Below are 24829 nucleotides of genomic sequence, written 5' to 3'. Positions count from 1 at the left end.
GATTATAAAAAACGTAAGAAACTTCATTTTTCCTCCCAATGCACTTTAAAGTTTTAAATTTACTATTATGGATCAATTATAACATATTTTATTAGTTTCAATTTGCTTTTGTATCTGTAGCATTAACCAATATTTTAATACATGGTCAGGGATTGGCAAAATTTAAACTATTAAGAACTTTCGTATAGCAAAGATACTTCCTATAGTACCTAGAATTATTCCAATAAGTATAAAACTCCATGATATAGTTGTTAATATAAAAGATGGATCTATAAAACTAATCGTTGTTGCAACATAAGGAGTTACTTGTCTATATACAGATCTATATAAGAAATACATTACACTTACTGCGGACATTGCTCCTAAAAATCCAATTATTATACCCTCGAAAATAAATGGCCACCTAATAAACCAATCTGTTGCACCAAGATATTGCATTATACTAATTTCATCACGTCTTGTATACATAGCAAGTTTTAGCGTATTTTTAATTAAAATAAATGATGCTACCAAAAGTGTAAGGAAAAGTATCACTCCTAGCAATTGAATTAGTATAGTAATTGTTACAATTTTACTCGGAAGAATTTTACCACCATTAATTTCATTTATACCTTGTAATTCATTAATTTGAGAAATTACTTTAGGTATATCATCTGATCCATTCACTTTAATTATATATGATGCGGATAGGGGAATATTATTTTTAAAAGTAATATCAGTTACACCATTTGCCGCTTTTATTTTATTATATATATTTTGCTGATCTGTAATCTTTATATCATCCTTTAAAGTTACCAGTATTTCAAATTCGGAGTAAACACCAATAATCCCCATTTTAATATTGAATATAAATAGCAAAAATGATCCTAAAAGAAATAACATTGACATTACTATAGCAATTGAAGCAATGCTGCTAGTAAGATTTCTTCTAAGATTTTTTAAAGCATCTTTAAAAAATGAATTTAAGGTACTAATCCTCATAATTCAAAATACCCCTTTCTTCATCTCTATTAACTATTGTGCATTAGATTATAATTCTATATAAAACCTATTGTAACATAATTTACATAATATATCACGAATATACATATAGTGTCAGCTTTTGTTTCAAAAACATTATTTTTATAACAAATATCTATTTTTTAAATTTTCTTATCTTGGGATTATCATGGATCACCTAAAATAACAGTCACATCTTAATGATATTATTATCATAATTACCGATAGAATTATTGGCAAGTTTAAGGGGATTAAAGTAAATGTAAGAGTTAGCCATATAATAACCGACGAGTATATAGAACATAAAAGATATTGGAGATTAGAAGAAAAGTTGAATATAACATATTCTAGAATAAAGCAGATAGAAAAAGAAGCAATTAAAAAGATGGAGAAATATATTGCATGAGGAATATTGAATAATGGAATTCAATATATTGGTATTTTTTACAAGGTGGTTGACTCTTACCTTAGGTAAGCGTGTATATTAATATTAAGCTATATTTTATCAAATCAATTAATTAACAATAGTAAAATTGAGTAATAAGGAGTGAGGCTTTTATGAACGATATTATTATAAAAGATGGAATTGAAAATATGGATTTTGAAAAAGTAACCCAAATGCTTTCAAATTCATTTTGGAGTCCAGAAATTAAAATCCATGAAGTAAAAAAGGGTGCTATTAATTCAGCTTTAATTGTCGGTGCATTTGTTAATGATACGGAACAAATTGGTTATGGAAGAGTAATTTCTGATAAAACAAGATTTGCATATATAACTGACGTATATATTGATGTGAATTTTAGAAAAAAAGGAATAGGTCAGAAAATTATTAATTATATCTTAAATAATCAAAAATTAGAGGATGTATATCAATGGTTACTAATTACAAAAGACGCTCATGGCGTTTATAATAAAGTCGGATTCAATCCTGTTGCGCGACCATTAGATTTGATGGAAATAAGAAAAATCAGACCAAGACGATAACTTATTGTACATTTTTATTACGTTATAAATTAATAAAAGTAAATAACACATTGAAATATCACATTATTCAGTAATGAATTTGTGGTATTTTTGTGATCCATACATGGAAATTGAAAATAAATATGAATTAACTAGAAAGTGTCTAATAGAGTTAAGTGAACTTCATATACCACAATGATTACTACAAAGGCACATTATGATTTGGTTTTTAGGGATATAGACATATTAAAAAATTATAAAGGAGATGTAACTGTATTGTTAGGTCTATCAAATTTAAACCTCCTTTCAAATTTAGAAGAATCTCATACAATTAAAAATATTGAAGTAGCAAATAAATTACATGAACAAGGAATAAAAGTATGGGCTTTCATAACTCCAATTTTACCAGGTATTACAGATGTAAATGAAATGATAGGAAGTTTAAATAAATATATACCAGTGTTTTTAGATAAATTGACCATAGAAAAAGATAGTATATCAATGGGAAAAATGCTAGAATATATAAATAATAAATATCCAAAATTAAAACCTATATATGAGGATATTATATTTAATGATAGAAATGATTATATTGATGAATTGAGAAATACATGGAAAAATAATTCTCTCGTAAAATTTGTATTTGATTAAAAAAGTAAGCTGTAATTCTAGAATTACAGCTTACGGATAAGGATAAAGAGTTAGGATTGACTTGTAAAATTAAAATATTAAATTGAAAATATGTTATGAATTAATATGAAAATAAGGTGATAATGTTATGATAAAAAATTTTTCTAAGAAAATTATAGTTTTAGTAATAATAATTATATTAGTTGGTTGTTATGCTGCTAAAAATATAATTATTGATTATTACTATTTAAGTTCTAGTGAAGCATGTGCAGATTCAATAAGTAACGAAGCAGATTTTAAATTTGATGCAGCAACAGGAACAATAACAAAATATATTGGTAATCAAAGTGAAGTAGTTATACCAAGCACAATTAATGGTGAGACAGTAACGAGTATAGGAAAAAATGCGTTTGTAGATTGTGGTATATTGATAAAGATAACAATTCCTGAGTGTATAACGAGTATAGGAACTAATGCATTTGGAAATTGTGGTAATTTAAATGATATAATTCCAAAACATAATAATAAATATTATACAAGTCTTGAGGGAGTATTATTTAATAAATTAAAGACTGAAATAATAAAATATCCCGAAGGGAAAAAGGATACAAGTTATATTATTCCAAGTAGTGTAGCAAGTATAGGCGATGGTGCATTTATATTGTCTCGTAATCTAACAAGTATAACAATTCCAAATAGTATAACAAATATAGGAGAAAGAACATTTAATGGCTGTATTGGTTTAACAAGCATAAATATACCAGATAGTGTGATAAATATAGGTGATAATGCATTTGGGCATTGTAATAAATTGATAAGCATAAAAATTCCAAAGGGTGTAACCAATATAAGTGGTAGTGAATTTTCAGATTGTATTAGTTTAGAAAGTATAACAATTCCAAGTAGTGTAGTAAGTATAGGAAATAGCGCGTTTTATGGTTGCCGTAATTTACAAAGTATAACAATCCCAAGTAGTGTAACAAGTGTTGGAAGCGCTGCATTCTATAGCTGCAGTAGTTTAGAAAGTATAACAATTCCAAATGGAGCAATAAGTATAGAAAAATATGCATTTAACGATTGCAGTAGTTTAACAAGCGTAACAATTCCAAGTAGTGTTACAAGTATAGGAAATAATGCATTTTTAGGGTGTGGTAATGCGATATTTTATGTGGAAAGTAAAAAAACTAAAGAACTACTTCTAAAGCCAGATGCAAATTCAGATATATATGTAGAGAGTAATAAAATAGTAATGAAATAATAGAGAAAAAGTTGTTATTTCAACAGTACTTATATCTCACATTATTAGTTATTACTATAAAAATTAACTATGATGTTGGAAAATATAATGCTCAAAAGCTTACAAAAATTCAACATGTAAGAACTAGATGGTATGACATATATTTATTTTTGATTGTGTCCTTAAAAGGTAATTATAGGCATTATGACACTATAGATACATATAATTGGGCTACTAAAATGTTAAAGGAAGCACTAAATGAGTGCAAAGGGGGTGAATTGCTTGAATGAGTTTTCTTTTTTTGATATAATGCTGATTGTTTTGGGAGCAAGTTTATTACTAAAAGATTTATATACAGTATGCCATCATGGGGAATTAATTATGAAAGTAAAAGAAGACAGAGGTTTAATTATTTTCTATATAGTGGGATTAATAATAGTTTGTATGATGTTCTGGCATAATGTAAGAGATTATTTTTACTATGGAAAAAGTAATAGAATTAATAATATTAATAATATTTTAGGAATAATATTTTTGATAGAAGTCTCAATATCAACTATAATAAAGACATTTATAAATTCACAAATAAGAGAAAATGGAATATATTACTTTGGTTATTTTTATAAATGGTCTAAAATTCAGAGTTATAGCCTGGTATCACCAAATAGAATTGAATTTAAAGTGAATACATTGTTTAAAACTAATAAAAGTTTTAAACTTAACATAAATGAAGAAGTTAAATTTAAAGTAGACGAAGTAATACAAAGAAACCTTTCTTCATAATTTTTTTATGATATATATATAAGATTGAAAAAACATCGTATTATTTAATTTATCCAATAATCACTCAAGGGAAACTTCCCGTGAGTTATTATTTATATATGTAGATTTGGTGAATTAATTGGTAAATAATGAGCTTTGTAAATTTAATAATACGGTATTTACTAAAAATACTATAATAAGAACACATCTACTGATGTGATAAAACTATATTCTATAAATAGAGTTCAATTTCAAGGAGGTCAAAAATGAATTTAATTAGAGATTATAGAAGTGATGCAGCAACATTAGCTACATTTGAAATGCGACAAGCTATGGCAAATGCAGAAGTAGGAGATGATTTTAGTCGTGAGGATCCAACCGTAAACCACTTAGAAGAAATGAGTGCTAAAATGTTTGGAAAAGAAGCTGGACTATTTGTAATTTCTTGTACTATGGCAAACCAAATAGCTATTATGACTTCTACTCACCACGGAGATGAAGTATTAGTTGGTGAGGAGTCCCACATTTATAATATGGAAACTGGAGGATTAGCTGCACTTGCAGGAGTACAAACCAGATCTCTTAGAAGCAGCGAAGGACATTTTGATTTTCAAGACATTCAAAAATCAATTAGAAAACGTGGACTACAAGTTCCAATGACAAAGGTATTATGTTTAGAAAATACATATGATTTAAACCGTGGTATTCCGCTATCAAAAGAGTATATATCTGAAGTATCTTTACTAGCTCATAAAAATGATCTACTAGTTTATTTAGATGGAGCTCGAATATTTAATGCGGCAAGTGCTCTAAAAGTTGAACCTAAAATATTATGTAAAGATATAGATATTATGCAGTTCTCTCTCTGCAAAGGATTAAGTGCACCTGTAGGATCTGTTCTTCTTGGAACAAAAGATTTTATTGAAAAAGCACGAAGAATGAGACAAAGAATTGGTGGTGGATTGGCACAGGCTGGTCATATGGCAGCAGCAGGTGTTGTTGCACTTGAAACCATGATTGATAGGATACAAGATGATAATATAAACGCTAAGAATTTAGCAATAGGACTTGCTAATTTAAATGAGAATATAGTCAATTATGAAAAGACGCTAACTAATATTGTACAAATAGACCTTAAAAGTGTTGGAAAAGATGCTTACTATATGAGTAAGGATTTAGAAGAACATGGAATAAAAATAAAAGTTATAGATAGAGAAACCTGCCGACTTGTAACTCATAGAGGTATTACAGCAGAAGATATTGAAGAAACAATCAACATAATAAAGAATACAATAAGATAGATGCAGCAATATTAGAGAAAATAATCTCAAGAGGCTAGATTAAAAAAGAAGATTTACAAAAAGATAATAGGACAACAAGACAGGATTGTGGTTTTACGATTTTTTTGATTGTCCTAATTTAGGTCCAAGCTTATCTAGGATAAAGTGAGTCTTATCTTACTATGTTCGTTCCTACAATTATATAATTCAAATACTGCTAAGTTAATAAAATTATGAGACGATTTGCTAAATGACTTGTTGACTTAACTAAGGTATTAATGTAATATAACAAGGATAAGTATGTTATAATTGGGAGTGAAGACATGAAAAATATTATAACAAAAGTAATCTCAAATGGAATTGCAGAAGAAGTCGGGATTGAAGTTAATGATGTTTTACTATCTATTAATGATAATAAAATAAATGATATTATAGATTATAAATTTTTATCAGCCGATGAAGAACTTGTTTTAGAAATAGAAAAGGCAAATGGCGAGATATGGGAAATTGAAATTGAAAAAGAATATGGTGAGGATTTAGGCATAGAATTTGGTGGCGGCTTAATGGATGTAGCAAAATCATGTAGCAATAAATGCATATTTTGTTTTATAGATCAGCTTCCAAAGGGAATGAGAGAAACACTATATTTTAAAGATGATGATTCAAGATTATCTTTTCTGCAAGGTAACTTTGTTACTCTAACCAATATGAAGGACGAAGATATTGATAGAATAATTAAATATCACATAAGTCCTATCAACGTATCTGTTCATACAACAAATCCACACCTTAGAGTTCAAATGCTTAACAACAAATTTGCTGGAGATGTATTTGAAAGAATGCAAAAACTAGCAGCTGCAGGGATTATAATGAATGCACAAATAGTTTCAGTTCCAGGAATAAATAATGGAGAGGAACTTAAAAGAACAATTAAAGACTTATATACATTATATCCACAAGTTTCTGATGTCGCAGTAGTTCCAATAGGTATAACTAAATTTAGACAAGGACTTAAAGAGGTTAAGACATATACAAAAGAAATGTCTATAGAAGAACTTGAAGCAGTTAAAAGACTTCAAGACATGTATATAAGAGAAATTGGAGAACCATTTGTTAGATTATCTGATGAATTTTATTTAGTCGCAGATAAACAAATTCCACGTCAAGAGTTTTATGATGATTATCATCAAATAGAAGATGGAATAGGTATGGTTAGATGCTTTAGAGATGCCATAATTAACACATTAGATGATTTGGATTTAAAGAATAGTGGCAGTTTTTCTATTGTTACAGGGTGCCTCGCATATAATGAATTGTTAGAAGCTACGCATAAAATTAAAAGACGAAATTCTAAAATAAAAATTGATGCTTACAAGATAATAAATAATTATTTTGGAGAGACAATTACTATAGCGGGACTTTTAACAGGAACTGATATAATAGATCAAATGAAGGGCATAATAAATAGTGAATATTTAATATTGTCTAATAATATGTTTAGAAAAGGATATGAGCTCGCGGATTCTGATGAACAAATTATGTTAGATAATATGAAAATAAAAGATATAGAATTAGCTTTAAACGTGAAGGTTATAGTAGTAGATTACACAGGAGAAGATTTGATTCAAAAATTAAATGAAACAAACAAGGAGGAAAATAAAAATGGCTAAACCGATAGTTGCTATAGTTGGAAGACCTAATGTTGGAAAATCAACATTATTTAATAAATTAGCAGGAAAAAGAATTTCAATAGTACAAGATACACCAGGTGTTACAAGAGATAGGGTATATGCAGAAGCTGAATGGCTAAGTTATAACTTTACAATGATAGATACAGGTGGTATTGAACCAGAAAACCAAGATATTATATTAAAACAAATGAGAAGACAAGCAAAAATTGCAATTGAAACTGCAGATGTAATAATATTTATAGTTGATGGAAAAGAAGGATTAACTGCATCAGACCATGAAGTTGCAACAATGCTTAGAAAGAGCAAAAAACCAGTAGTTTTAGTAGTTAATAAAATCGACAATTTAAAAGATGAAAATAATGCATTTGAATTTTACAATTTAGGAATAGGTGAGCCTATAACAATATCAGCAGGTCAAGGACTAGGACTTGGAGATATGCTTGATGAAGTAGTTAAGAATTTTGATAAATCAATTTACGATACAGATGATGATGAATATATTAGAATAGCTATGGTTGGTAAACCTAATGTAGGGAAGTCTTCATTAATTAATAAATTACTTGGTGAAGAAAGAGTAATAGTTTCAGATATTCCAGGAACAACAAGAGATGCAATAGATAGTTATTTAGAAACATCAGAAGGCAAATTTATCTTAGTTGATACTGCTGGGATTAGAAGAAAGTCAAAGGTAAAAGAAGAAATTGAAAGATATAGTGTTATAAGAACTTATACTGCAATTGAAAGAGCTGATGTTTGTATACTTATGATTGATGCAACAGATGGTGTTACAGAGCAAGATGAAAAAATCATAGGATATGCACATGAGCTTAGAAAAGCTATTATGGTTATTGTTAACAAGTGGGATCTAGTTGAAAAAGATGGTAAGACTTTAGATAAATTCAAAAAGGAATTACAAGGAAACTTAAAGTTCTTAAGTTATGCTGAGTATTTATTTATTTCTGCATTAACAGGACAAAGAACTAATAAGGTACTTTCAATGGCGAAATATTGTTATGATAATTATAGCAAGAGAATTTCAACAGGAATATTAAATGACGTTGTAAGTAAAGCAGTTCTTATGAAAGAACCACCTACAGTTTCACTTAAGAGAATGAAAATTTACTATGTAACTCAAGTTGCAACTAAACCACCAAAGTTCGTGTTCTTTGTAAATGATGAAAATGCTAGACATTTCTCATATGAAAGATATATGGAAAATCAATTAAGAAATAGTTTTGATTTTAAAGGAACTGGTATACAAATAGAATATAGATCAAGAAAGGAATAATTATGAGTAAGATTACTTTTCTAGGCGGGGGAAGCTTTGGTAGTGCCCTGGCTGTGTTACTTGCAGAAAAAAATAATATTGTTAATATATACGACAGGAATGAAAGTGTTGTTAATGAAATAAATATTAAAAGAACAAATGAAAAGTATATGAAAGATTTAATATTCCCGGCCACCGTAACTACATTTAATAATATTGATGAAGCAATTGAAGGCACTGATTATATTGTATTATCAGTTCCTTCTCATGTTATTAGAAGTATGTGCAAACTATTAAAAGGAAAAATATCTAAGGATATACCAATAATTTCAATTGCTAAAGGAATTGAAGAAAATAGTGATAAAAGATTATCAGTTGTAATTGAAGAAGAATTAGATAATCCAGTAGTTATTTTATCAGGTCCAAGTCATGCAGAAGAAGTTAATATGAGGCTTCCAACTACGATTGTAAGTACATCTAAAGATATGAAATATGCAGCAGACGTTCAAGACTTATTTATGAATTCATATTTTAGAATTTATACTAATGATGATCTTATAGGAGTTGAAATTGGTGGTGCTGTGAAAAATATAATTGCACTAGCTGCAGGTGTTATTGATGGTCTTGGATATGGAGATAATACAAAGGCTGCACTTCTTACAAGAGGGATGAAAGAAATTTCTAGAGTTGGAACAGCACTTGGTGGAAGATTAGAAACTTTTTATGGGTTGACTGGTATGGGAGATCTGATAGTTACGTGCACATCTATGCATTCTAGAAATAGAAGAGCTGGTTTATTAATAGGCAAAGGAATGCCAGTTGAAGAAGCTCTAAAAGAAGTTGGAATGGTTGTTGAAGGTGTAAAGGCATGTAGAGCTTTTTATGAGCTTAAAGAAAAGATGGATATATCCATGCCTATAACAGATGGTCTTTATAAAGGTCTATTTGAAGGCAGAGATGCTAAAGTTATTATTGATGAACTTATGAATAGAGGCAAAAAAAGCGAAACATTTTAAAATTAAATATACACGTAAATATAGTAATCACTCAAGGGAAACTTCCCTTGAGTGATTATTTTGTATTATATATTTAATTGTTTAGTTTTCACATTGGATATTTATAGAATTCTAAAATAATTTTAACCATCATATATATAAATGGTTACAGTTATTTTAGAATTTTTTTTATTTTTTATATGTGAAATGATCTTGGTTGCACTTAATAAGTTCCTAATTGTGCTTTGCACTTTTTAGAAGTGCGTGCTTTTTTATATGTGTTTATTTTTTTATAGGTGTGTATATTTTAAAATTAGAATGAATATATATATATTGGTAAAAAGAATATAGGAGGGAACTAGATGGATGATTTTAACATATACAAAGATATAGCAGATAGAACCCAAGGGGACATATATGTAGGAGTTGTAGGACCAGTTAGAACAGGTAAATCTACATTTATAAAAAAATTCATGGATCTTATGGTAATACCTAAAATTGATAATACTTATAAAAAGGAAAGAGCTAAAGATGAATTGCCACAAAGCGGATCTGGCAAAAACATTCATACAACAGAACCTAAGTTTGTACCTAATGAGGCAGTTGAAATAAATTTAGGAGACGAAATTAAATTTAAAGTAAGGATGGTTGATTGCGTAGGATATATTGTAAAAGGCGCACTAGGTTATTTAGACGGAGAGGAAAGTAAGATGGTTCATACGCCTTGGTTTGATTATGAGATTCCTTTTGAAGATGCTGCTGAAATTGGAACAAGAAAGGTTATAAATGACCATTCTACAATAGGTCTTGTAGTTACTACAGATGGTACTATAACAGGAATAGATAGAAATGATTATATAGATGCAGAGGAAAGGGTAATATCCGAACTGCAATCCTTAAATAAACCGTTTATTGTTGTTCTTAATACAAGTAAACCTAATTCTCAAGAAACTAAGGTACTGAAGAAAGAATTAGAAGATAAATATAATGTAACAGTACAAGTCATGGACGTTTATAATATGGAAGAACAAGATATTGAAGAATTATTTAAACATGTACTTAAAGAATTCCCTATAAAAGAGATTAATATAGATATGCCTGAATGGTTAGAAAAATTAGAGTGTAACCATTGGCTAAAAAAAGACTTTTTCAACATAATTATGAATATGAGTCAAGATGTTTCTAGAGTAAGAGACATTAAATATTGTTTAAATAATTTTGAAGAAGAAGATTTTATGGGAACAGCGGCAATAAAAGAAGTTGATTTAGGGAATGGAATGGCAAAAGTACTTATGAAACCTAAAGATGGAATTTTTTATAAAGTTCTTAGTGAAATATGTGATTTAGAAGTTAAATCTGAAAGTGATTTACTTGGTATCATAAAAGATTTAACTCATGCTAAATATGAATATGATAAAGTCAAAGATGCATTAGAAGATGTAAAGGAAACTGGATACGGACTAGTTGCGCCACAACTTGCAGAAATGAAGTTTGAAGAACCTGAAATTATTAAACAAGGTAATAAATATGGTGTAAAGTTAAAAGCTAGTGCTCCAAGCTTACATTTTATAAAATGTGATATAAAAACTGAAATAAGTCCTATAATGGGATCTGAAAAGGAATCAGAAGAACTCGTAAAAGGATTACTTGATCAATTTGAAACAAACCCAGATCTCCTTTGGCAAAGTAACATGTTTGGAAAATCATTAGAAGTGCTAGTAAAGGAAGGGTTACAAAACAAATTATATAAGATGCCAGAAGATGTACAAGTTAAGATTCAAAAAACATTACAAAAAATCATTAATGAAGGTAATGGCGGATTGATTTGTATAATACTTTAAAAAGATAGATGGAAAAAGTGTTGATTTTAGAGTGTAGTTAAATAAGTGCCGCTATATTTGTATATTATACAAATATAGTATAATCAACACTTCTTTTTTGTTTTTTTTATGTAACTAAGTGGAGAGAAATACATAGTCTTTGGATATAATAAAAGAAAGGATATAAATGAGGGGTATTATGAAAAGAGAGTATAAAGCTTATAAGAAAGTTGGCAAAATAAAAATCTCTATAAGTGAGTTCTTGGAGCTTGATTTATCTAGAATTGTTTATGCCTCTCCAGGTGTTATAAACCATATAAAAAAAAGACATGGTAGGCAACTCACCAAAAAGATGAAAGATAATATAATAGATATTATAGAAAAAATAATAAAAAACCCGGAATATGTTGGATTAGACTATGGTCGAGTATCGGTTGGATCACTTCAATTGATAAAAAAGATTGATAATATTATTTTACTTTTGGGATTGGAAATTGATATAGACGAACAATATATATATGTAGCAACAATGTATCCTATTACGTTGTCAAAATTGAATGCAAGAATATACAAGGGAAGAGTATTAAAAGCTGAAAATATTGAATTAAAAGAGAGTATATAGATAAGGCACAATCAAAAAAATAACAAGTCCATTTGCTAGCCTATTTCACATCATGCTGCGTCGGCAAATTGACCTAATAGGCCCACTATGAGGGCAATTCGTCTCCTTGCCTGATGAAAAATATTCATGGCAATTTTGGACTTGTTATTTATTTTCATGTGCCTAATATACTTTAAAAAACTTATTTTTGAGGTGAGAAAGGGCTCCTCACGCGCTAAGTATAGTAAATAGAGATGCAGGATACGCCGACCTGCCAAAAAATAAGCTGGAAATAGAGATTACCTTACAATGATTTTATAAAGGATCGTAAGGTAATCTCTTTTTTGTATTATATTTACTAAAAATAATATAAAATAAATATAAATGTTAACAATGTGTGAACAAAGCATTGACAGGGTATGCTTTGTTCATTTATGATTAGTCTATTGAACTAGTGAAACTATTTAGAAGGAGGTGTAAAGTTGATAAAAAGTATGACTAGCTTTGGAAGAGCTCAAAGTGAAGAAGGCAAAGCTTCATGTTTTTCTATAGAAATGAAAAGTGTAAATCATAGATATTTAGATATAAATATTAGAATGCCTAGAACAATGCTTGCCCTAGAAGAGAAAATAAGAAGTATAATTAGTAAAAAATTAAATAGAGGTAAAGTTGATGTTTTTATAAATTATAAGAATTATGGAAATGATGTTGGAAAACCGAAATTAAATATGGAGTTAGCTAAGAATTATTATGAATGTTTAAAGCAAATCCAAAAGGAATTAGGTAGTATAGATGATATATCTACTACTAAAATAGCTAGGTTTCCAGATGTAATTAATTTAGAAGAACGAGAAGAGGATTTGGATAATATTTTTAATGAAATTTCTCCATTGGTTGAATCTGCTCTGAGTCTCATGGAAGAAATGAGAGGTAAAGAAGGAGAAAAGTTAAAAGAAGACATATTATCAAAAGCTAAAATAATAGAAGAATATGTTGGAGAAATTGAAAAAGTAGCAGATAATATCCCTAAGCACTACAAGAAAAAGCTTGAAGAAAGATTAAGCGAATTATTATCTGGAGTAGATATTGATGAAAGTCGTATAGCCCTTGAAGTAGCTATTCTTTCTGATAAGGCAGCTGTAGATGAAGAAATAACTAGACTTAGAAGCCACTTAAGTCAAATGAGAAGCACTTTGGATTTAAATGAATCAATTGGAAGAAAATTAGATTTCATAATTCAAGAAATGAATAGAGAAGCTAATACTATAGCATCTAAATCAACAGATGTAGATATGACTAACAAAGTAATAGAAGTGAAGAATACAATTGAAAAAATAAGAGAGCAAGTTCAAAATATTGAATAATTAGGAGGAAAAAATGGGAATTAAATTAATAAACATAGGTTTTGGCAATATAGTTTCTGCAAATAGATTAGTTGCAATTGTTAGCCCAGAATCAGCACCTATTAAAAGAATTATTCAAGAAGCAAGGGACAGAGGGATGCTTATAGATGCTACTTATGGAAGAAGAACTAGAGCAGTTATAATAACCGATAGTGATCATATTATATTATCAGCAGTTCAACCTGAAACAGTGGCTCATAGATTAGCAACAAAAGATGAAGTAGTAGTTGATGAGGTTGATGAATAATGACAGTCGATGGTAGAGGGCTACTAATAGTTATATCAGGACCATCAGGTGCAGGGAAAGGTACTATATGTAAAAGTTTTATGGATAGAAATAAAAACGTAGAGTTATCTGTGTCTGCAACTACACGAAATCCAAGAAACGGAGAAGTGGAAGGAATTAATTACCACTTTATGTCTAAAAAACAATTTAAAGAAAAAATAAAAGCTAATGATTTTTTAGAATATGCAGAAGTATATGACAATTATTATGGCACACCTAAGTCTAATGTTGAAGAAATATTAGAAAGTGGAAAAGATGTTATTTTAGAAATAGATATACAAGGTGCATTAAAAGTTAAGGAAAATACAGAAGAGGGCGTTTTCATATTTATACTTCCACCATCTATGGAAGAATTAAAACAAAGAATTATAAGTCGTGGAAGCGAAACTCAAGAATCATTAATGAAAAGATTTAATTCTGCGTACAAAGAAATAAATTATATTTCTAAATATAATTATGCAGTCGTAAATGACAAGGTTGAGACTGCAGTTGAAAAATTGGAAGCTATAATATCTGCTGAAAAATGCAGAGTAGATAGAATAAAAGATAGTATATTATATTCGAAGGAGGGCATGACAAATGAACAACTCTATGATTGAACCATCAGTGGTAGATTTATTAGACAAAATACATGACAGATATTCTTTGGTAATGTTAACATCAAAGAGAGCTAGACAATTAATTGAGGGTTCTCAACCTAAAATTTTAGTGGATTCAAAAAAACCATTAACAATTGCAATTAAAGAATTGGATGAAGATGCATTTGAATTTGAAATCTTAAAGCAAGGTCAAGAATAAAATGAACAGAAATGTAGTGATAGGAGTAAGTGGGGGTATTGCAGCATATAAAGCCTTAGAAATTGTAAGTTTACTTATAAAAAAAGGTGTTAATGTGAATGTAATTATGACCGAGTCAGCTACTAAATTTGTAACACCACTTTCTTTTCAATCATTAAGTCAAAATATGGTTTCATGTGATATGTTTACAGAACCAAAAGCCTGGGAAATTCAGCATATTAGTTTAGCAGAAAAGGCAGATGTGTTTTTAGTAGCACCTGCTACTGCTAATATAATAGGAAAAGTTGCAAATGGAATAGCTGATGATATGCTTTCAACTACAATAATGGCAACAAAAGCTAAGGTTATTTTTGCACCTGCAATGAATACAAATATGTATGAAAATCCTATAGTTCAAGATAATATAAAAAAGCTTAAGTCTTTTGGATATGAATTTATAGATCCAGCAGAAGGACGACTTGCTTGTGGAACAACAGGAAAAGGGAAACTTGAAAGTCCAGAAGTTATAGTAGATCGTGTTTTAATGGAACTAAATGAGAAAAAAGATTTATTAAATAAGAATGTTATAGTAACAGCAGGGCCAACTATAGCACCTATAGATCCTGTTAGGTTTATTACAAATAGATCAACTGGAAAAATGGGTTATGCAATAGCTAAAGAAGCACGAAATAGAGGTGCTAATGTAACTTTAATCTCTGGGCCAACAGCGCTAGAGGTTCCAAGGAACATTAATGTTATTAACGTTTCAACAAATGAAGAGATGAAAAATGAAGTTATCAAGCGATTTGATAGTGCTGATATAGTAATTAAATCAGCAGCTGTTGCCGATTATAAACCTAAAAATTACAGCGCTCAAAAGATAAAAAAAACTAATGGAGATTTAGGGATAGAATTCACTCGCGATAATGATATTTTAATGGAACTTGGAAATAAAAAACAAAAACAAATTTTGGTGGGCTTTGCAGCTGAAAGTCAGAATTTAAAGGAAAATGCTAGACTTAAACTTAAAAGAAAGAATTTAGATTATATTGTAGCAAATGATATAACTGCAAGTGATACTGGTTTTGCCTCAGAAGATAATAAAGTAATAGTTTTATCTAAAGAAGGAAAAGAAATACATTTAGATAAGATGAGTAAAGAAAAAATTGCAAGTAATTTATTTGATATCATATTTGAGAAGCGCTAGAATCTTTGCGCTTCTTTATTAATATAAGGCACAATCAAAAAATAACAAGTTCATGTGCCTAAGGGTTGAAAAAGTGAATGACTTGGATATTGTGTTATAATAGACTAAGAATTAATGATACTAAGTGCCCTTGAGGGTATGAAATTGGTCGTAAGGTGGTAGAGGTAAATATTATGTATGCTGAAATAATTATAAATAGTGATGCCCAAGAGATAGATAGACCATTTACATATAAAGTGCCTTATGAACTTATAGAAAATATAGATGTAGGATTTAGAGTTAAAGTTCCCTTTGGGCAAAGAAGTAACCCTGTAGAAGGATTTGTATATTCAATATTGGAAGATGAGTGTGCAAATTTTAATTACAAGGTCAAAGATATTTTGAGATTATGTGATGATGAGGCTATATTAACACAAGATGATATTAAAATGATTAAATTTTTGAGAAAAAAATATCTTTGTAAATTTATTGATGCTGTTCGTCTTATGATTCCAGTTGGTATTATGAAAGGTTCAAAGAATAAAAAGAAAAAAGTAATATCTATTAATAAAGAAATAAACGTAGATGAACTCAAAAAAGAAAATTACATAAATTTATATAGGTTTATAGTTAGTAATAATGGTGTTTATACTAAAACGGAAATTACAAATAATGAACAGTTTTCTATATATTCATTAAATAAGCTTATCGAAAAAGATATTTTAAAAGTGGAAGAACAAGTAGTTTTTAGATATAATACTCGTAAATATGAAAGTGATAATAATAAATTGCTAAATGAAGAACAAGAACATTGTTTAAATACAATTTTAAAGGAACAAACATTAAAGTTCCTTATAAAGGGAGTTACAGGCTCGGGAAAAACAGAAGTATATATGAGATTAGTTGAAGATGTATTAAATCGAGGTAAAAGTGCAATTGTTTTGGTACCGGAAATTTCATTGACACCTCAAATGATAGAGAGATTTAAAGGCAGATTTGGCGAAGACGTAGCATTATTTCATAGTAGACTATCTGATGGAGAAAGATTTGATGAATGGTATAGAGTAAAGATGGGAAAAGCTAAATTAGTTATAGGGGCAAGGAGTGCATTGTTTTTGCCTGTGCTGGATCTTGGTCTTATAATAATTGATGAAGAACACGAAAATACATATAAATCAGAACATAATCCTAAATATCACACTAGAGAAGTAAGTGAATTTTTATGTGAACTTAAAAATTGTAAATTAATTTTAGGTTCAGCTACTCCAAGTATTGAAAGTTATTATAAATCTCTTCAAGGGGAATATAAGTTAATAGAAATGCATAAAAGAATTAATGGGAATAAAATGCCAGAAATGCACATAGTAGATATGCGGGAGGAACTTAAGAATAAAAATCTTTCTTTATTTAGTAAAAAACTTTTTGGAGAAATTGAAATAGCTTTAAAAAATAAAAAACAAGTAATTTTATTTTTAAATAGAAGAGGTTATTCCACATTTATATCCTGTAGAAGCTGTGGATATGTATTTAAATGTCCAGAATGTGATGTCTCTATGACATACCATAAGAATGGATATTTAATATGTCATTATTGTGGAAGAGCAGAAAAAGTTAGTAAGGTGTGTCCAAAATGCAATAGTAAATATGTGAAATTTTTTGGTGCAGGAACAGAGCGAGTTGAACTAGAAGTTAAAAAATATTTTCCGACAGCAAAAGTATTAAGAATGGATGTAGATACTACTAGGCATAAAAATTCGCATGAGTCTATTTACAATTCTTTTAAAAATGGAGAAGCAGATATTTTAATAGGAACTCAAATGGTATCAAAAGGATTAGATTTCAAAAATGTTACTTTAGTTGGAGTTTTGGCTGCGGATATGTCGCTTAATTTGCCAGACTACAGAGCTTCTGAGAGAACATATCAAATAATAACTCAAGTTGCAGGAAGAGCTGGTCGTGGCGAAGATGAAGGTACTGTAATTGTTCAAAGTTATACGCCAAACCACTATAGCTTAAAATATGCCAAGGAAGAAGATTATGAATCTCTATTTAAAGAAGAAATCAATATAAGACGGTTGATGGAAAATCCGCCTTTTGGTAAAATATTATTGATTAATGGCTCTTCAAAATTTGAAGAAAAACTAAAGAATTTTATGAATACTTTAGCAGACAATTTGAAAAAACTATTAGTAGAAGATTTTAAGCTTCTTGGTCCAGTTCCTTGTATGATTACAAAGATCAAGGAAAATTATAGATGGCAAATAATAATAAAAGGAAATTTTGATGATGAGTTTAGTGAAAAAGTTAAAGATACACTTTATCTATTAAATAAGAGTGTATATAATGAAATAAGGATTAGTATAGATATTAATCCTAATAATATGATGTAGGGGGAAACCAAACCATGGCAATAAGAACTATAAGACAATTTGGAGACGATGTATTAAGAAAGAAGTGTAGAGAAGTTGATGAAATAGATGATAGATTATTAACTTTAATTGAAGATATGAAGGAAACAATGTATGAATATGATGGTGTTGGTCTTGCAGCACCACAAGTTGGAATATTAAAGAGATTATTTGTTATAGATATTGGAGAAGGTCCATTAGTATTTATAAATGCAGAAATAATAGAAACAAGTGGTTCACAAATAGATGAAGAAGGATGCTTAAGTTTACCAGGAGAATTAAAAGAAGTTATGAGACCTAATTATGTTAGAGCAAGAGCTTTAAACGAAAAAGGCGAACAATTTGAAATAGAAGCAGAAGAATTACTTGCAAGAGCTATTTTACATGAGTATGATCATTTAAATGGAACTTTATTTATTGACAGAGTAAAAAAATAAATAATGACAGGAGAAAAAACAGAATGAACATAGTATTTATGGGTACTCCTGATTTTGCTGTTCCTTCTTTAAAAAGATTAATTGAAGAATATAATGTTACAGCTGTCTTAACTCAACCAGATAAACCAAAGGGTAGAGGCAAAAAGATGGCATATTCTGTAGTTAAAGAAGAAGCATTAAAACATGGGATTCCAATATATCAGCCTATAAAAATTAAAGAGGATATAGATTTAATTGAAAAATTAAAATCCTTAAAACCTGATTTTATAATAGTAGTAGCTTTTGGACAAATTTTAACTAAAGAAATACTGGATATACCTAAATTTGGATGCATAAATCTTCATGCATCTCTCCTACCTATGTATAGAGGAGCAGCACCATTAAATTGGGCAATAATAAATGGTGAAAAAGTATCTGGAAATACTACAATGCTTATGGATGTAGGGTTAGATACAGGTGATATGATTCTTAAAGATGAAGTTGAAATTACTAATAATATGACAACTGGAGAATTACATGATATATTAATGGTACGAGGAGCAGAGCTTTTAATTAAAAGTATAGAAGGTATTTCAAATGAAAATATAGTAATGCAAAAGCAAGCAGATGAAACTTTTTATGCAAAAATGTTAGATAAAAATCTTGCAAATATAAATTGGAACAAAAGTTCAATGGAAATTCATAATTTAGTAAGAGGATTAAATCCTTGGCCTATTGCTTATACTGAATATAAGGGCGAAAGAATGAAAATCTATGAAACAGAATTTTTGGAAGAAGAAAATTCAAAGGAACCTGGAACAATTATAGATGTAAGCAAAAATGGTATAAAGGTTGCATGTAGAATTGGTGTACTGATTATAAAAAAAGTACAGTTTCCAAACGGTAAGCCATTAACTATAGAACAATATCTCAATGGACATGAAATAGAGAAGAATATTATTCTTTAGTTTAAAATACCACAATTAATACGACTCATTGCAATTAGCAATAGAGACGACTAAGAAGAAGAGGTAGAATATGAATTGTAGAGAATTAGCAGTGAAAATATTAGATAGAGTTTTAAATGAAGGAGCATATTCTAATATAATACTATCAAAAGAACTAAATGAATCAGAATTAAACGATAAAGATAAATCATTACTAACTGAAATTGTATATGGTGTGTTAAGAAGAAGAAAAACATTAGATATTATAATTTCTAACTTTGTAAAAGACATAAAATTAATGAATAAGGATACACTAAATATTTTAAGAGTAGCAATATATCAAATGAATTTCTTGGATAAAATACCAAGCTATGCTGCTTGTAATGAAGCAGTAGAAGAAGCGAAACAAATATCTGAAGGTGATTCAAAATTAGTAAATGGAATACTTAGAAATTTCACTAAGAATCCAGATGATATTGAGGTTCCAGGAAATAAAATTGATGAATATTCATACAAATTTTCTTTTGAACCTTGGATGATAAGATTATTAATTAAGCAATATGGAGAACCAATATCTAAGAAAATAATGTCAGGCTTAAATGCAATTCCACAGGTTAGCGTTAGAGTAAATGAAATTAAAGTAGATTATGATGGAGCTTTTGAAGAACTAGAAGCACTAGAATATGAAATTGAAGAAGGTTCTATTTGTCCAGAAGCAATTTTAATTAAAGGTGGTAAATCCATAGAAAATAATCCACTTTTTAACGATGGAAAGATTACAGTTCAAGATGAAAGTGCAATGATTATCGCGCCTTTATTAGAATTGGAAGAAGGCATGACTGTTATAGATTTATGTAGTGCACCAGGTGGAAAAACTACTCATATAGCAGAAATACTTCAAAATACTGGAAAAGTATTAGCATTTGATCTTCATGAGTCTAAGCTTGGATTAATAAGAGAAAGCTGTGAGAGGTTAGGATTAACTAATGTTGAAGTTAATACAAATGACGCAACTAAATTAAACAGTGAGTTAATTGAATCTAGCGATAGAATTTTACTAGATGTTCCATGTTCTGGAATTGGTATAATAAGAAAAAAACCAGAGATAAAATGGAATAAGACTAGAAATGATTTAAGAGATGTTATACCTGTTCAAAGAGATATAATGGAAAATGCATGGAAATATTTAAAAACTGGTGGACTAATGATATATTCTACTTGTACATTAAATAAAGAAGAAAATGAAGAAAATATTGCTTGGTTTTTGAATCGTCATAAAGATTGTAACATTAAAAAAATCTTTGTTGGTAAGCAAGATAACTTAGTATACAATAGAAATGGGTCTTTAACTATTATGCCTAATGAATACATGGATGGATTTTTTGTGGCAAAACTTGAAAAAAGATAATAGTAGGTGAATAAATGAACAATTTACTAGATTATACTTTAGAAGAACTTAAAGTATGGATGAAAGAAAATGGTGAAAGTGCATTTAGGGGTAAACAAATATTATCATGGATTTATAAGGATATTAATGACTTTGATAATATGAAGAATATATCTAAGCCATTAATATCTAAATTAAAAGAAAATTTTACTGTTAACATGCCGAAGATAATAAAAGTATATAAATCTGATATTGATGGAACTGAAAAATTTTTACTAGGATTTGAAGATGGAAATTTAATAGAATCTGTACTTATGAGATATAAACATGGTAATTCCATATGTATATCAACTCAAATTGGTTGTAGAATGGGATGTAAATTTTGCGCATCTACTATAGATGGGCGTGTTAGAAATTTAACCACAGGAGAAATTTTATCACAGATTCTTGTAGTTCAAAACTACATTAAGGAAAGAATATCTAATATTGTCTTAATGGGAAGTGGAGAACCACTAGATAATTATGATAATGTTGTAAAATTCTTAGAAGTAGTTTCAGCGGAATATGGATTAAATGTTGGGCAAAGACATATAACATTATCTACTTGTGGAATTGTGCCAAAGATATATGAATTGGCGGATAAAGAATTTAGCATAACTCTTGCAATATCACTACATGCATTTAGTGATGAAAAAAGAAAAGAGATTATGCCTATAGCTAATAAACATACTATTTACGAAATATTAGAAGCTTGTAGATATTATATTAATAAAACCAACAGAAGAATTACTTTTGAATATGCATTAGTAAAAGAAATAAATGATAGCAAAGAAGATGCAAAAGCTCTTGGAAAGTTACTCCGCGGAATGCTTTGCCATGTAAATTTAATACCAGTAAATGAAATAAAAGAAAACACTTATAAACGATCTTCAAAAAAGGCAATCGATGATTTTTCTGAAATATTGACTTCGTTTGGCATAGAAGTTACTACAAGACGTGAAATGGGAAGTGACATTAATGCAGCATGTGGACAACTTAGAAGAAGTTACATCGAAACCCAAGAATAGAGGAGAGAATGAAATGGTAGGTTTAGTTAGTGATGTGGGATTAAAACGCACGTTAAATGAAGATTTTGCTTCTTATTTAGAAAAAGAAGAATTTAAGATATATGTAGTAGCAGATGGAATGGGTGGACACAATGCAGGAGAAGTTGCAAGCCAAATGGCCGCAGAACGAATTGTTAGCTATGTAAATGAAAATTTTTCTTCTTGCATATTAGAAAACTTAATTAATGAAGCTATTAAAAAAGTGAATAGGGATATATTTAATTTTTCGAACACTAATGAAATTTTAAGTGGAATGGGAACTACAGTTACAGCTTGTCTTATTACTGGAAATTTTATACATGTTGCTAATGTAGGGGATAGTTGTTGTCTTGGAATAAAAAATAATGAAATAAGAAAGATTACAAAAGATCACTCGTTAGTACAAGAGCTTGTTGATAGTGGAGACATAAGTGAAAAAGAAGCAGAAAATCATCCAAAGAAGAATATTATCACCAGAGCTTTAGGTACTAGTAGCACTGTGAATGTAGACGTATTTGAATTAGATAATAATGAATATGATGAGTATTTATTGTGTTCAGATGGACTTATAAATGAGTTGACTAAGGAAGAGATTCTACAAGTTGTCACTGAAGAAAGAGACTATGTAAATAGTGCTAATAAATTAGTGCATTTGGCAAAAGAAAAAGGTGGCAGAGATAATATAACAGTATTGTTGTTTGGAGGAGAAATGTAGTATGGATGGAATTGTACTTGGAAACCGATACGAGTTGTTAGAAAAAATAGGTGAAGGTGGAATGTCACAAGTATTTAAAGCAAGATGTAATAAACTAAATAGGTTTGTTGCAGTTAAAATTCTTAAAAAAGAATTTTGTGATAATGCTGACATTGTTGAGAAATTTAAGGAAGAAGCAACTGCCATTGCGACTTTATCTGACAACAATATAGTAAATATACTTGATGTAGGAACTCAAGATGATATAAGTTACATTGTAATGGAATATGTTAAAGGTAAAACTTTAAAGGATATAATAAAGCAAGTAGGAAAGATGAATTACGAGACAGCTATATCTGTTGCTATTCAAATTTCTAAAGCTTTGGATTGTGCTCATAGAAACAATATAATTCATAGAGATGTTAAGCCGCAAAACATTTTAGTAACGGAAGATGGAATAATGAAAGTAACTGATTTTGGAATAGCAAAATCGGTAACTTCTGAAACTATTACAAATACGGATACAATAATGGGATCTGCTCATTATCTATCTCCAGAGCAAGCAAAGGGAAGTTTTATTGATTGTAGAACAGATTTATATTCATTAGGAGTTGTTTTATACGAAATGGTTACAGGAAGTCTTCCTTTTCAAGCGGATACTGCTGTGACTATAGCATTAAAACATGTTCAAGAAGAGGTTGTACCTCCGAAAAATCTTAATTCAAAAGTTCCTGATAGCTTAAACCAATTAATTTTAAAGGCCATGGAAAAGGAACCTGTTAAAAGATATCAAAGTGCTAAAGAAATGATAGCAGATCTTCAAAAAATTAAGGATGACCCTAATGCGAAGATTGATAAAAAAGAAGAAGGTAATGATCATACTATTATAATGTCAGCTGTAACTGATCAAATGGCAAGTAAAGAAAAGACAAATAATAAGAATAATAATGAAGACTATGAAGATTATGATGAAGACGATGATTATTATGAAGAAGATGAGGAGAAAATGAGTGCGAAAAAAAGTAAGATAATAAAAATCGCAATAGGTGTAGTAGTATTATTATTACTGATAGGTCTAGGTGCTGGAGCATATAAAATAGCTAGTAATTCAATTGCGGCGAATACTAAAGAAGTTCAAGTTCCTAATATAATTGGAGAAAGTGTTAATGATGCAAAAAAACAACTTGAAGGCTTAAACTTAGTTTTAGTAGAAGGCGGAACAGACTCTAGTGATGAACCAGAAGGAACAATTATTAAAATGAACCCAGAAGTAGGAACTATGGTTAAAGAAAAGAGCTCCGTCAGGGTTATTGTAAGTGAAGGGAAAACAAAAGCTAAAATGCCTGATTTAATTGATAATGATATGGATTATGCAAATAATGTTTTAAATTCTTATGGAATTAAAATTAGTAGTGATAATATTAGTCAAGAATTTGATGATAATGCACCAAAAGGGCAGGTAATAAGGCAAACGCCTAAAAAGGATACTGAAATTACTTCAGATACTAAAGTAACTGTTGTTGTAAGTAAAGGAGCAGAAATTAAATTTACAACAGTACCTAATGTAATAAGCTTAGATACAGAAGTAGCTAAGAGTAGATTAATTGATGCTAAATTAAAGGTTAATGTTGAGGAGAAGCTAACTGAAATTGAGGGCGAGAATGCTAAAGTATTAAGCCAATCTATTGAAGGAAGTAAAGTAGAACAAGGAACTTCAATTACAATAGTAGTTGGAAAATATGTTGCAAAACAACAACCTCAAATAACTAATCCAGGAACTGTTAAACCAGATAAAAATACACCAACGCCAACACCAGGCACAACAACTCCTAGTACAGGAACAACACCAAGTACAGAAAAAACTCCAAGTACAGGAACAGCTCCAAGTACAGGAACAGCTCCTAAAGGTCCTTGGGATACTAAAACTAGTAATTAATATTTAAAGAAGCACTTTAAAATATAAAATCAAAATTGTTATTTTTAAGGATAACTTAA

The 24829-nt window shown here is 29.2% G+C and carries 24 protein-coding genes; 23 read left to right on the top strand and 1 reads right to left on the bottom strand.

The genetic code is table 11. From position 1 onward, the window contains the following. Positions 1 to 162: 162 nt before the first annotated feature. A complete protein-coding gene (locus psyc5s11_RS20845) occupies positions 163 to 981 on the bottom strand; it encodes an FtsX-like permease family protein (RefSeq protein ID WP_224034397.1) in 819 nt (272 codons plus the stop codon). A gap of 576 nt (positions 982 to 1557) precedes the next feature. On the opposite strand from psyc5s11_RS20845, the gene psyc5s11_RS20840 reads away from it, so the two are divergent. The 23 genes from psyc5s11_RS20840 (at position 1558) to pknB (ending at position 24770) form a co-directional block, all read left to right on the top strand. Beyond that, positions 1558 to 1983, top strand: a complete 426-nt coding sequence (locus psyc5s11_RS20840; protein WP_224034396.1) for a GNAT family N-acetyltransferase — start codon at positions 1558 to 1560, stop codon at positions 1981 to 1983. 174 nt (positions 1984 to 2157) lie between these two features. Beyond that, positions 2158 to 2613, top strand: coding sequence for a radical SAM family protein (locus psyc5s11_RS20835; protein WP_224034395.1), 456 nt, complete (start codon positions 2158 to 2160; stop codon positions 2611 to 2613). Positions 2614 to 2740: 127 nt separating this feature from the next. Continuing rightward, on the top strand, positions 2741 to 3850 hold the full coding sequence (locus psyc5s11_RS20830) for a leucine-rich repeat domain-containing protein (protein WP_224034394.1): 1110 nt from the start codon (positions 2741 to 2743) through the stop codon (positions 3848 to 3850). Between the two features lie 11 nt (positions 3851 to 3861). Continuing rightward, positions 3862 to 4119 (top strand): hypothetical protein, encoded by a 258-nt coding sequence (locus psyc5s11_RS20825; RefSeq protein ID WP_224034393.1) that lies wholly within the window; start codon positions 3862 to 3864, stop codon positions 4117 to 4119. Continuing rightward, on the top strand, positions 4112 to 4612 hold the full coding sequence (locus psyc5s11_RS20820) for a DUF5673 domain-containing protein (RefSeq protein WP_224034392.1): 501 nt from the start codon (positions 4112 to 4114) through the stop codon (positions 4610 to 4612). Before psyc5s11_RS20825 ends, psyc5s11_RS20820 begins: the two co-directional genes overlap by 8 nt. A gap of 245 nt (positions 4613 to 4857) precedes the next feature. Next, entirely contained in the window at positions 4858 to 5892 is a 1035-nt protein-coding gene (locus psyc5s11_RS20815) for a GntG family PLP-dependent aldolase (protein WP_224034391.1), read from the top strand. Between the two features lie 302 nt (positions 5893 to 6194). Further along, a complete protein-coding gene (locus psyc5s11_RS20810) occupies positions 6195 to 7541 on the top strand; it encodes a DUF512 domain-containing protein (RefSeq protein WP_224034390.1) in 1347 nt (448 codons plus the stop codon). Further along, complete coding sequence (gene der, locus psyc5s11_RS20805) at positions 7534 to 8850, top strand: ribosome biogenesis GTPase Der (protein WP_224034389.1); 1317 nt, start codon at positions 7534 to 7536, stop codon at positions 8848 to 8850. The genes psyc5s11_RS20810 and der overlap by 8 nt, the downstream gene beginning before the upstream one ends. A gap of 2 nt (positions 8851 to 8852) precedes the next feature. Next, complete coding sequence (locus psyc5s11_RS20800) at positions 8853 to 9845, top strand: NAD(P)H-dependent glycerol-3-phosphate dehydrogenase (RefSeq protein ID WP_224034388.1); 993 nt, start codon at positions 8853 to 8855, stop codon at positions 9843 to 9845. Positions 9846 to 10186: 341 nt separating this feature from the next. Continuing rightward, positions 10187 to 11665, top strand: a complete 1479-nt coding sequence (gene spoIVA, locus psyc5s11_RS20795; RefSeq protein WP_224034387.1) for a stage IV sporulation protein A — start codon at positions 10187 to 10189, stop codon at positions 11663 to 11665. Positions 11666 to 11843: 178 nt separating this feature from the next. Beyond that, on the top strand, positions 11844 to 12266 hold the full coding sequence (locus psyc5s11_RS20790; protein ID WP_224034386.1) for a PBECR3 domain-containing polyvalent protein: 423 nt from the start codon (positions 11844 to 11846) through the stop codon (positions 12264 to 12266). Positions 12267 to 12727: 461 nt separating this feature from the next. Beyond that, positions 12728 to 13609: a YicC/YloC family endoribonuclease gene (locus psyc5s11_RS20785; RefSeq protein WP_224034385.1), complete on the top strand. Its 882-nt coding sequence runs from the start codon at positions 12728 to 12730 to the stop codon at positions 13607 to 13609. Between the two features lie 13 nt (positions 13610 to 13622). Further along, positions 13623 to 13895, top strand: coding sequence for an extracellular matrix/biofilm regulator RemA (gene remA / locus psyc5s11_RS20780; RefSeq protein WP_224034384.1), 273 nt, complete (start codon positions 13623 to 13625; stop codon positions 13893 to 13895). Continuing rightward, a complete protein-coding gene (gmk, locus tag psyc5s11_RS20775) occupies positions 13895 to 14533 on the top strand; it encodes a guanylate kinase (RefSeq protein ID WP_224034383.1) in 639 nt (212 codons plus the stop codon). The genes remA and gmk overlap by 1 nt, the downstream gene beginning before the upstream one ends. Next, positions 14514 to 14732, top strand: a complete 219-nt coding sequence (gene rpoZ, locus psyc5s11_RS20770; RefSeq protein ID WP_224034382.1) for a DNA-directed RNA polymerase subunit omega — start codon at positions 14514 to 14516, stop codon at positions 14730 to 14732. Before gmk ends, rpoZ begins: the two co-directional genes overlap by 20 nt. Before the next feature lies 1 nt (position 14733). Beyond that, a complete protein-coding gene (coaBC, locus tag psyc5s11_RS20765; RefSeq protein WP_224034381.1) occupies positions 14734 to 15918 on the top strand; it encodes a bifunctional phosphopantothenoylcysteine decarboxylase/phosphopantothenate--cysteine ligase CoaBC in 1185 nt (394 codons plus the stop codon). A gap of 173 nt (positions 15919 to 16091) precedes the next feature. After that, entirely contained in the window at positions 16092 to 18287 is a 2196-nt protein-coding gene (gene priA, locus psyc5s11_RS20760; RefSeq protein ID WP_224034380.1) for a primosomal protein N', read from the top strand. A 14-nt stretch (positions 18288 to 18301) separates the two neighbouring features. Beyond that, complete coding sequence (def, locus tag psyc5s11_RS20755; protein ID WP_224034379.1) at positions 18302 to 18742, top strand: peptide deformylase; 441 nt, start codon at positions 18302 to 18304, stop codon at positions 18740 to 18742. Positions 18743 to 18765: 23 nt separating this feature from the next. Then, the gene (gene fmt, locus psyc5s11_RS20750) at positions 18766 to 19689 is read left to right on the top strand and encodes a methionyl-tRNA formyltransferase (RefSeq protein ID WP_224034378.1); all 924 of its coding nucleotides are present in this window, start codon (positions 18766 to 18768) and stop codon (positions 19687 to 19689) included. Positions 19690 to 19759: 70 nt separating this feature from the next. Continuing rightward, positions 19760 to 21076, top strand: a complete 1317-nt coding sequence (gene rsmB, locus psyc5s11_RS20745; protein WP_224034377.1) for a 16S rRNA (cytosine(967)-C(5))-methyltransferase RsmB — start codon at positions 19760 to 19762, stop codon at positions 21074 to 21076. A gap of 14 nt (positions 21077 to 21090) precedes the next feature. Beyond that, a complete protein-coding gene (gene rlmN / locus psyc5s11_RS20740; RefSeq protein WP_224034376.1) occupies positions 21091 to 22122 on the top strand; it encodes a 23S rRNA (adenine(2503)-C(2))-methyltransferase RlmN in 1032 nt (343 codons plus the stop codon). Positions 22123 to 22135: 13 nt separating this feature from the next. Next, on the top strand, positions 22136 to 22855 hold the full coding sequence (locus psyc5s11_RS20735; protein ID WP_224034375.1) for a Stp1/IreP family PP2C-type Ser/Thr phosphatase: 720 nt from the start codon (positions 22136 to 22138) through the stop codon (positions 22853 to 22855). Between the two features lies 1 nt (position 22856). Then, positions 22857 to 24770, top strand: coding sequence for a Stk1 family PASTA domain-containing Ser/Thr kinase (gene pknB / locus psyc5s11_RS20730; protein WP_224034374.1), 1914 nt, complete (start codon positions 22857 to 22859; stop codon positions 24768 to 24770). Positions 24771 to 24829: the final 59 nt, after the last annotated feature.

The organism is Clostridium gelidum (assembly GCF_019977655.1).
In the GTDB taxonomy this organism is placed as follows: domain Bacteria; phylum Bacillota; class Clostridia; order Clostridiales; family Clostridiaceae; genus Clostridium; species Clostridium gelidum.
Note: the sequence above shows the minus strand (reverse complement) of the source record. Positions and strands in the feature narration are given on the sequence as shown.

Excerpts from the sequence above, each read along its gene's own strand:
- psyc5s11_RS20735 (WP_224034375.1), top strand. The coding sequence starts at position 22,136 with ATGGTAGGTTTAGTTAGTGATGTGGGATTAAAACGCACGTTAAATGAA.
- psyc5s11_RS20810 (WP_224034390.1), top strand. The coding sequence starts at position 6,195 with ATGAAAAATATTATAACAAAAGTAATCTCAAATGGAATTGCAGAAGAA.
- rpoZ (WP_224034382.1), top strand. The coding sequence starts at position 14,514 with ATGAACAACTCTATGATTGAACCATCAGTGGTAGATTTATTAGACAAA.
- remA (WP_224034384.1), top strand. The coding sequence starts at position 13,623 with ATGGGAATTAAATTAATAAACATAGGTTTTGGCAATATAGTTTCTGCA.
- pknB (WP_224034374.1), top strand. The coding sequence starts at position 22,857 with ATGGATGGAATTGTACTTGGAAACCGATACGAGTTGTTAGAAAAAATA.
- spoIVA (WP_224034387.1), top strand. The coding sequence starts at position 10,187 with ATGGATGATTTTAACATATACAAAGATATAGCAGATAGAACCCAAGGG.
- psyc5s11_RS20830 (WP_224034394.1), top strand. The coding sequence starts at position 2,741 with ATGATAAAAAATTTTTCTAAGAAAATTATAGTTTTAGTAATAATAATT.
- psyc5s11_RS20840 (WP_224034396.1), top strand. The coding sequence starts at position 1,558 with ATGAACGATATTATTATAAAAGATGGAATTGAAAATATGGATTTTGAA.
- psyc5s11_RS20790 (WP_224034386.1), top strand. The coding sequence starts at position 11,844 with ATGAAAAGAGAGTATAAAGCTTATAAGAAAGTTGGCAAAATAAAAATC.
- psyc5s11_RS20835 (WP_224034395.1), top strand. The coding sequence starts at position 2,158 with ATGATTACTACAAAGGCACATTATGATTTGGTTTTTAGGGATATAGAC.
- psyc5s11_RS20815 (WP_224034391.1), top strand. The coding sequence starts at position 4,858 with ATGAATTTAATTAGAGATTATAGAAGTGATGCAGCAACATTAGCTACA.
- fmt (WP_224034378.1), top strand. The coding sequence starts at position 18,766 with ATGAACATAGTATTTATGGGTACTCCTGATTTTGCTGTTCCTTCTTTA.
- rlmN (WP_224034376.1), top strand. The coding sequence starts at position 21,091 with ATGAACAATTTACTAGATTATACTTTAGAAGAACTTAAAGTATGGATG.
- psyc5s11_RS20845 (WP_224034397.1), bottom strand. The coding sequence starts at position 981 with ATGAGGATTAGTACCTTAAATTCATTTTTTAAAGATGCTTTAAAAAAT.
- def (WP_224034379.1), top strand. The coding sequence starts at position 18,302 with ATGGCAATAAGAACTATAAGACAATTTGGAGACGATGTATTAAGAAAG.
- gmk (WP_224034383.1), top strand. The coding sequence starts at position 13,895 with ATGACAGTCGATGGTAGAGGGCTACTAATAGTTATATCAGGACCATCA.
- priA (WP_224034380.1), top strand. The coding sequence starts at position 16,092 with ATGTATGCTGAAATAATTATAAATAGTGATGCCCAAGAGATAGATAGA.
- der (WP_224034389.1), top strand. The coding sequence starts at position 7,534 with ATGGCTAAACCGATAGTTGCTATAGTTGGAAGACCTAATGTTGGAAAA.
- coaBC (WP_224034381.1), top strand. The coding sequence starts at position 14,734 with ATGAACAGAAATGTAGTGATAGGAGTAAGTGGGGGTATTGCAGCATAT.
- rsmB (WP_224034377.1), top strand. The coding sequence starts at position 19,760 with ATGAATTGTAGAGAATTAGCAGTGAAAATATTAGATAGAGTTTTAAAT.
- psyc5s11_RS20800 (WP_224034388.1), top strand. The coding sequence starts at position 8,853 with ATGAGTAAGATTACTTTTCTAGGCGGGGGAAGCTTTGGTAGTGCCCTG.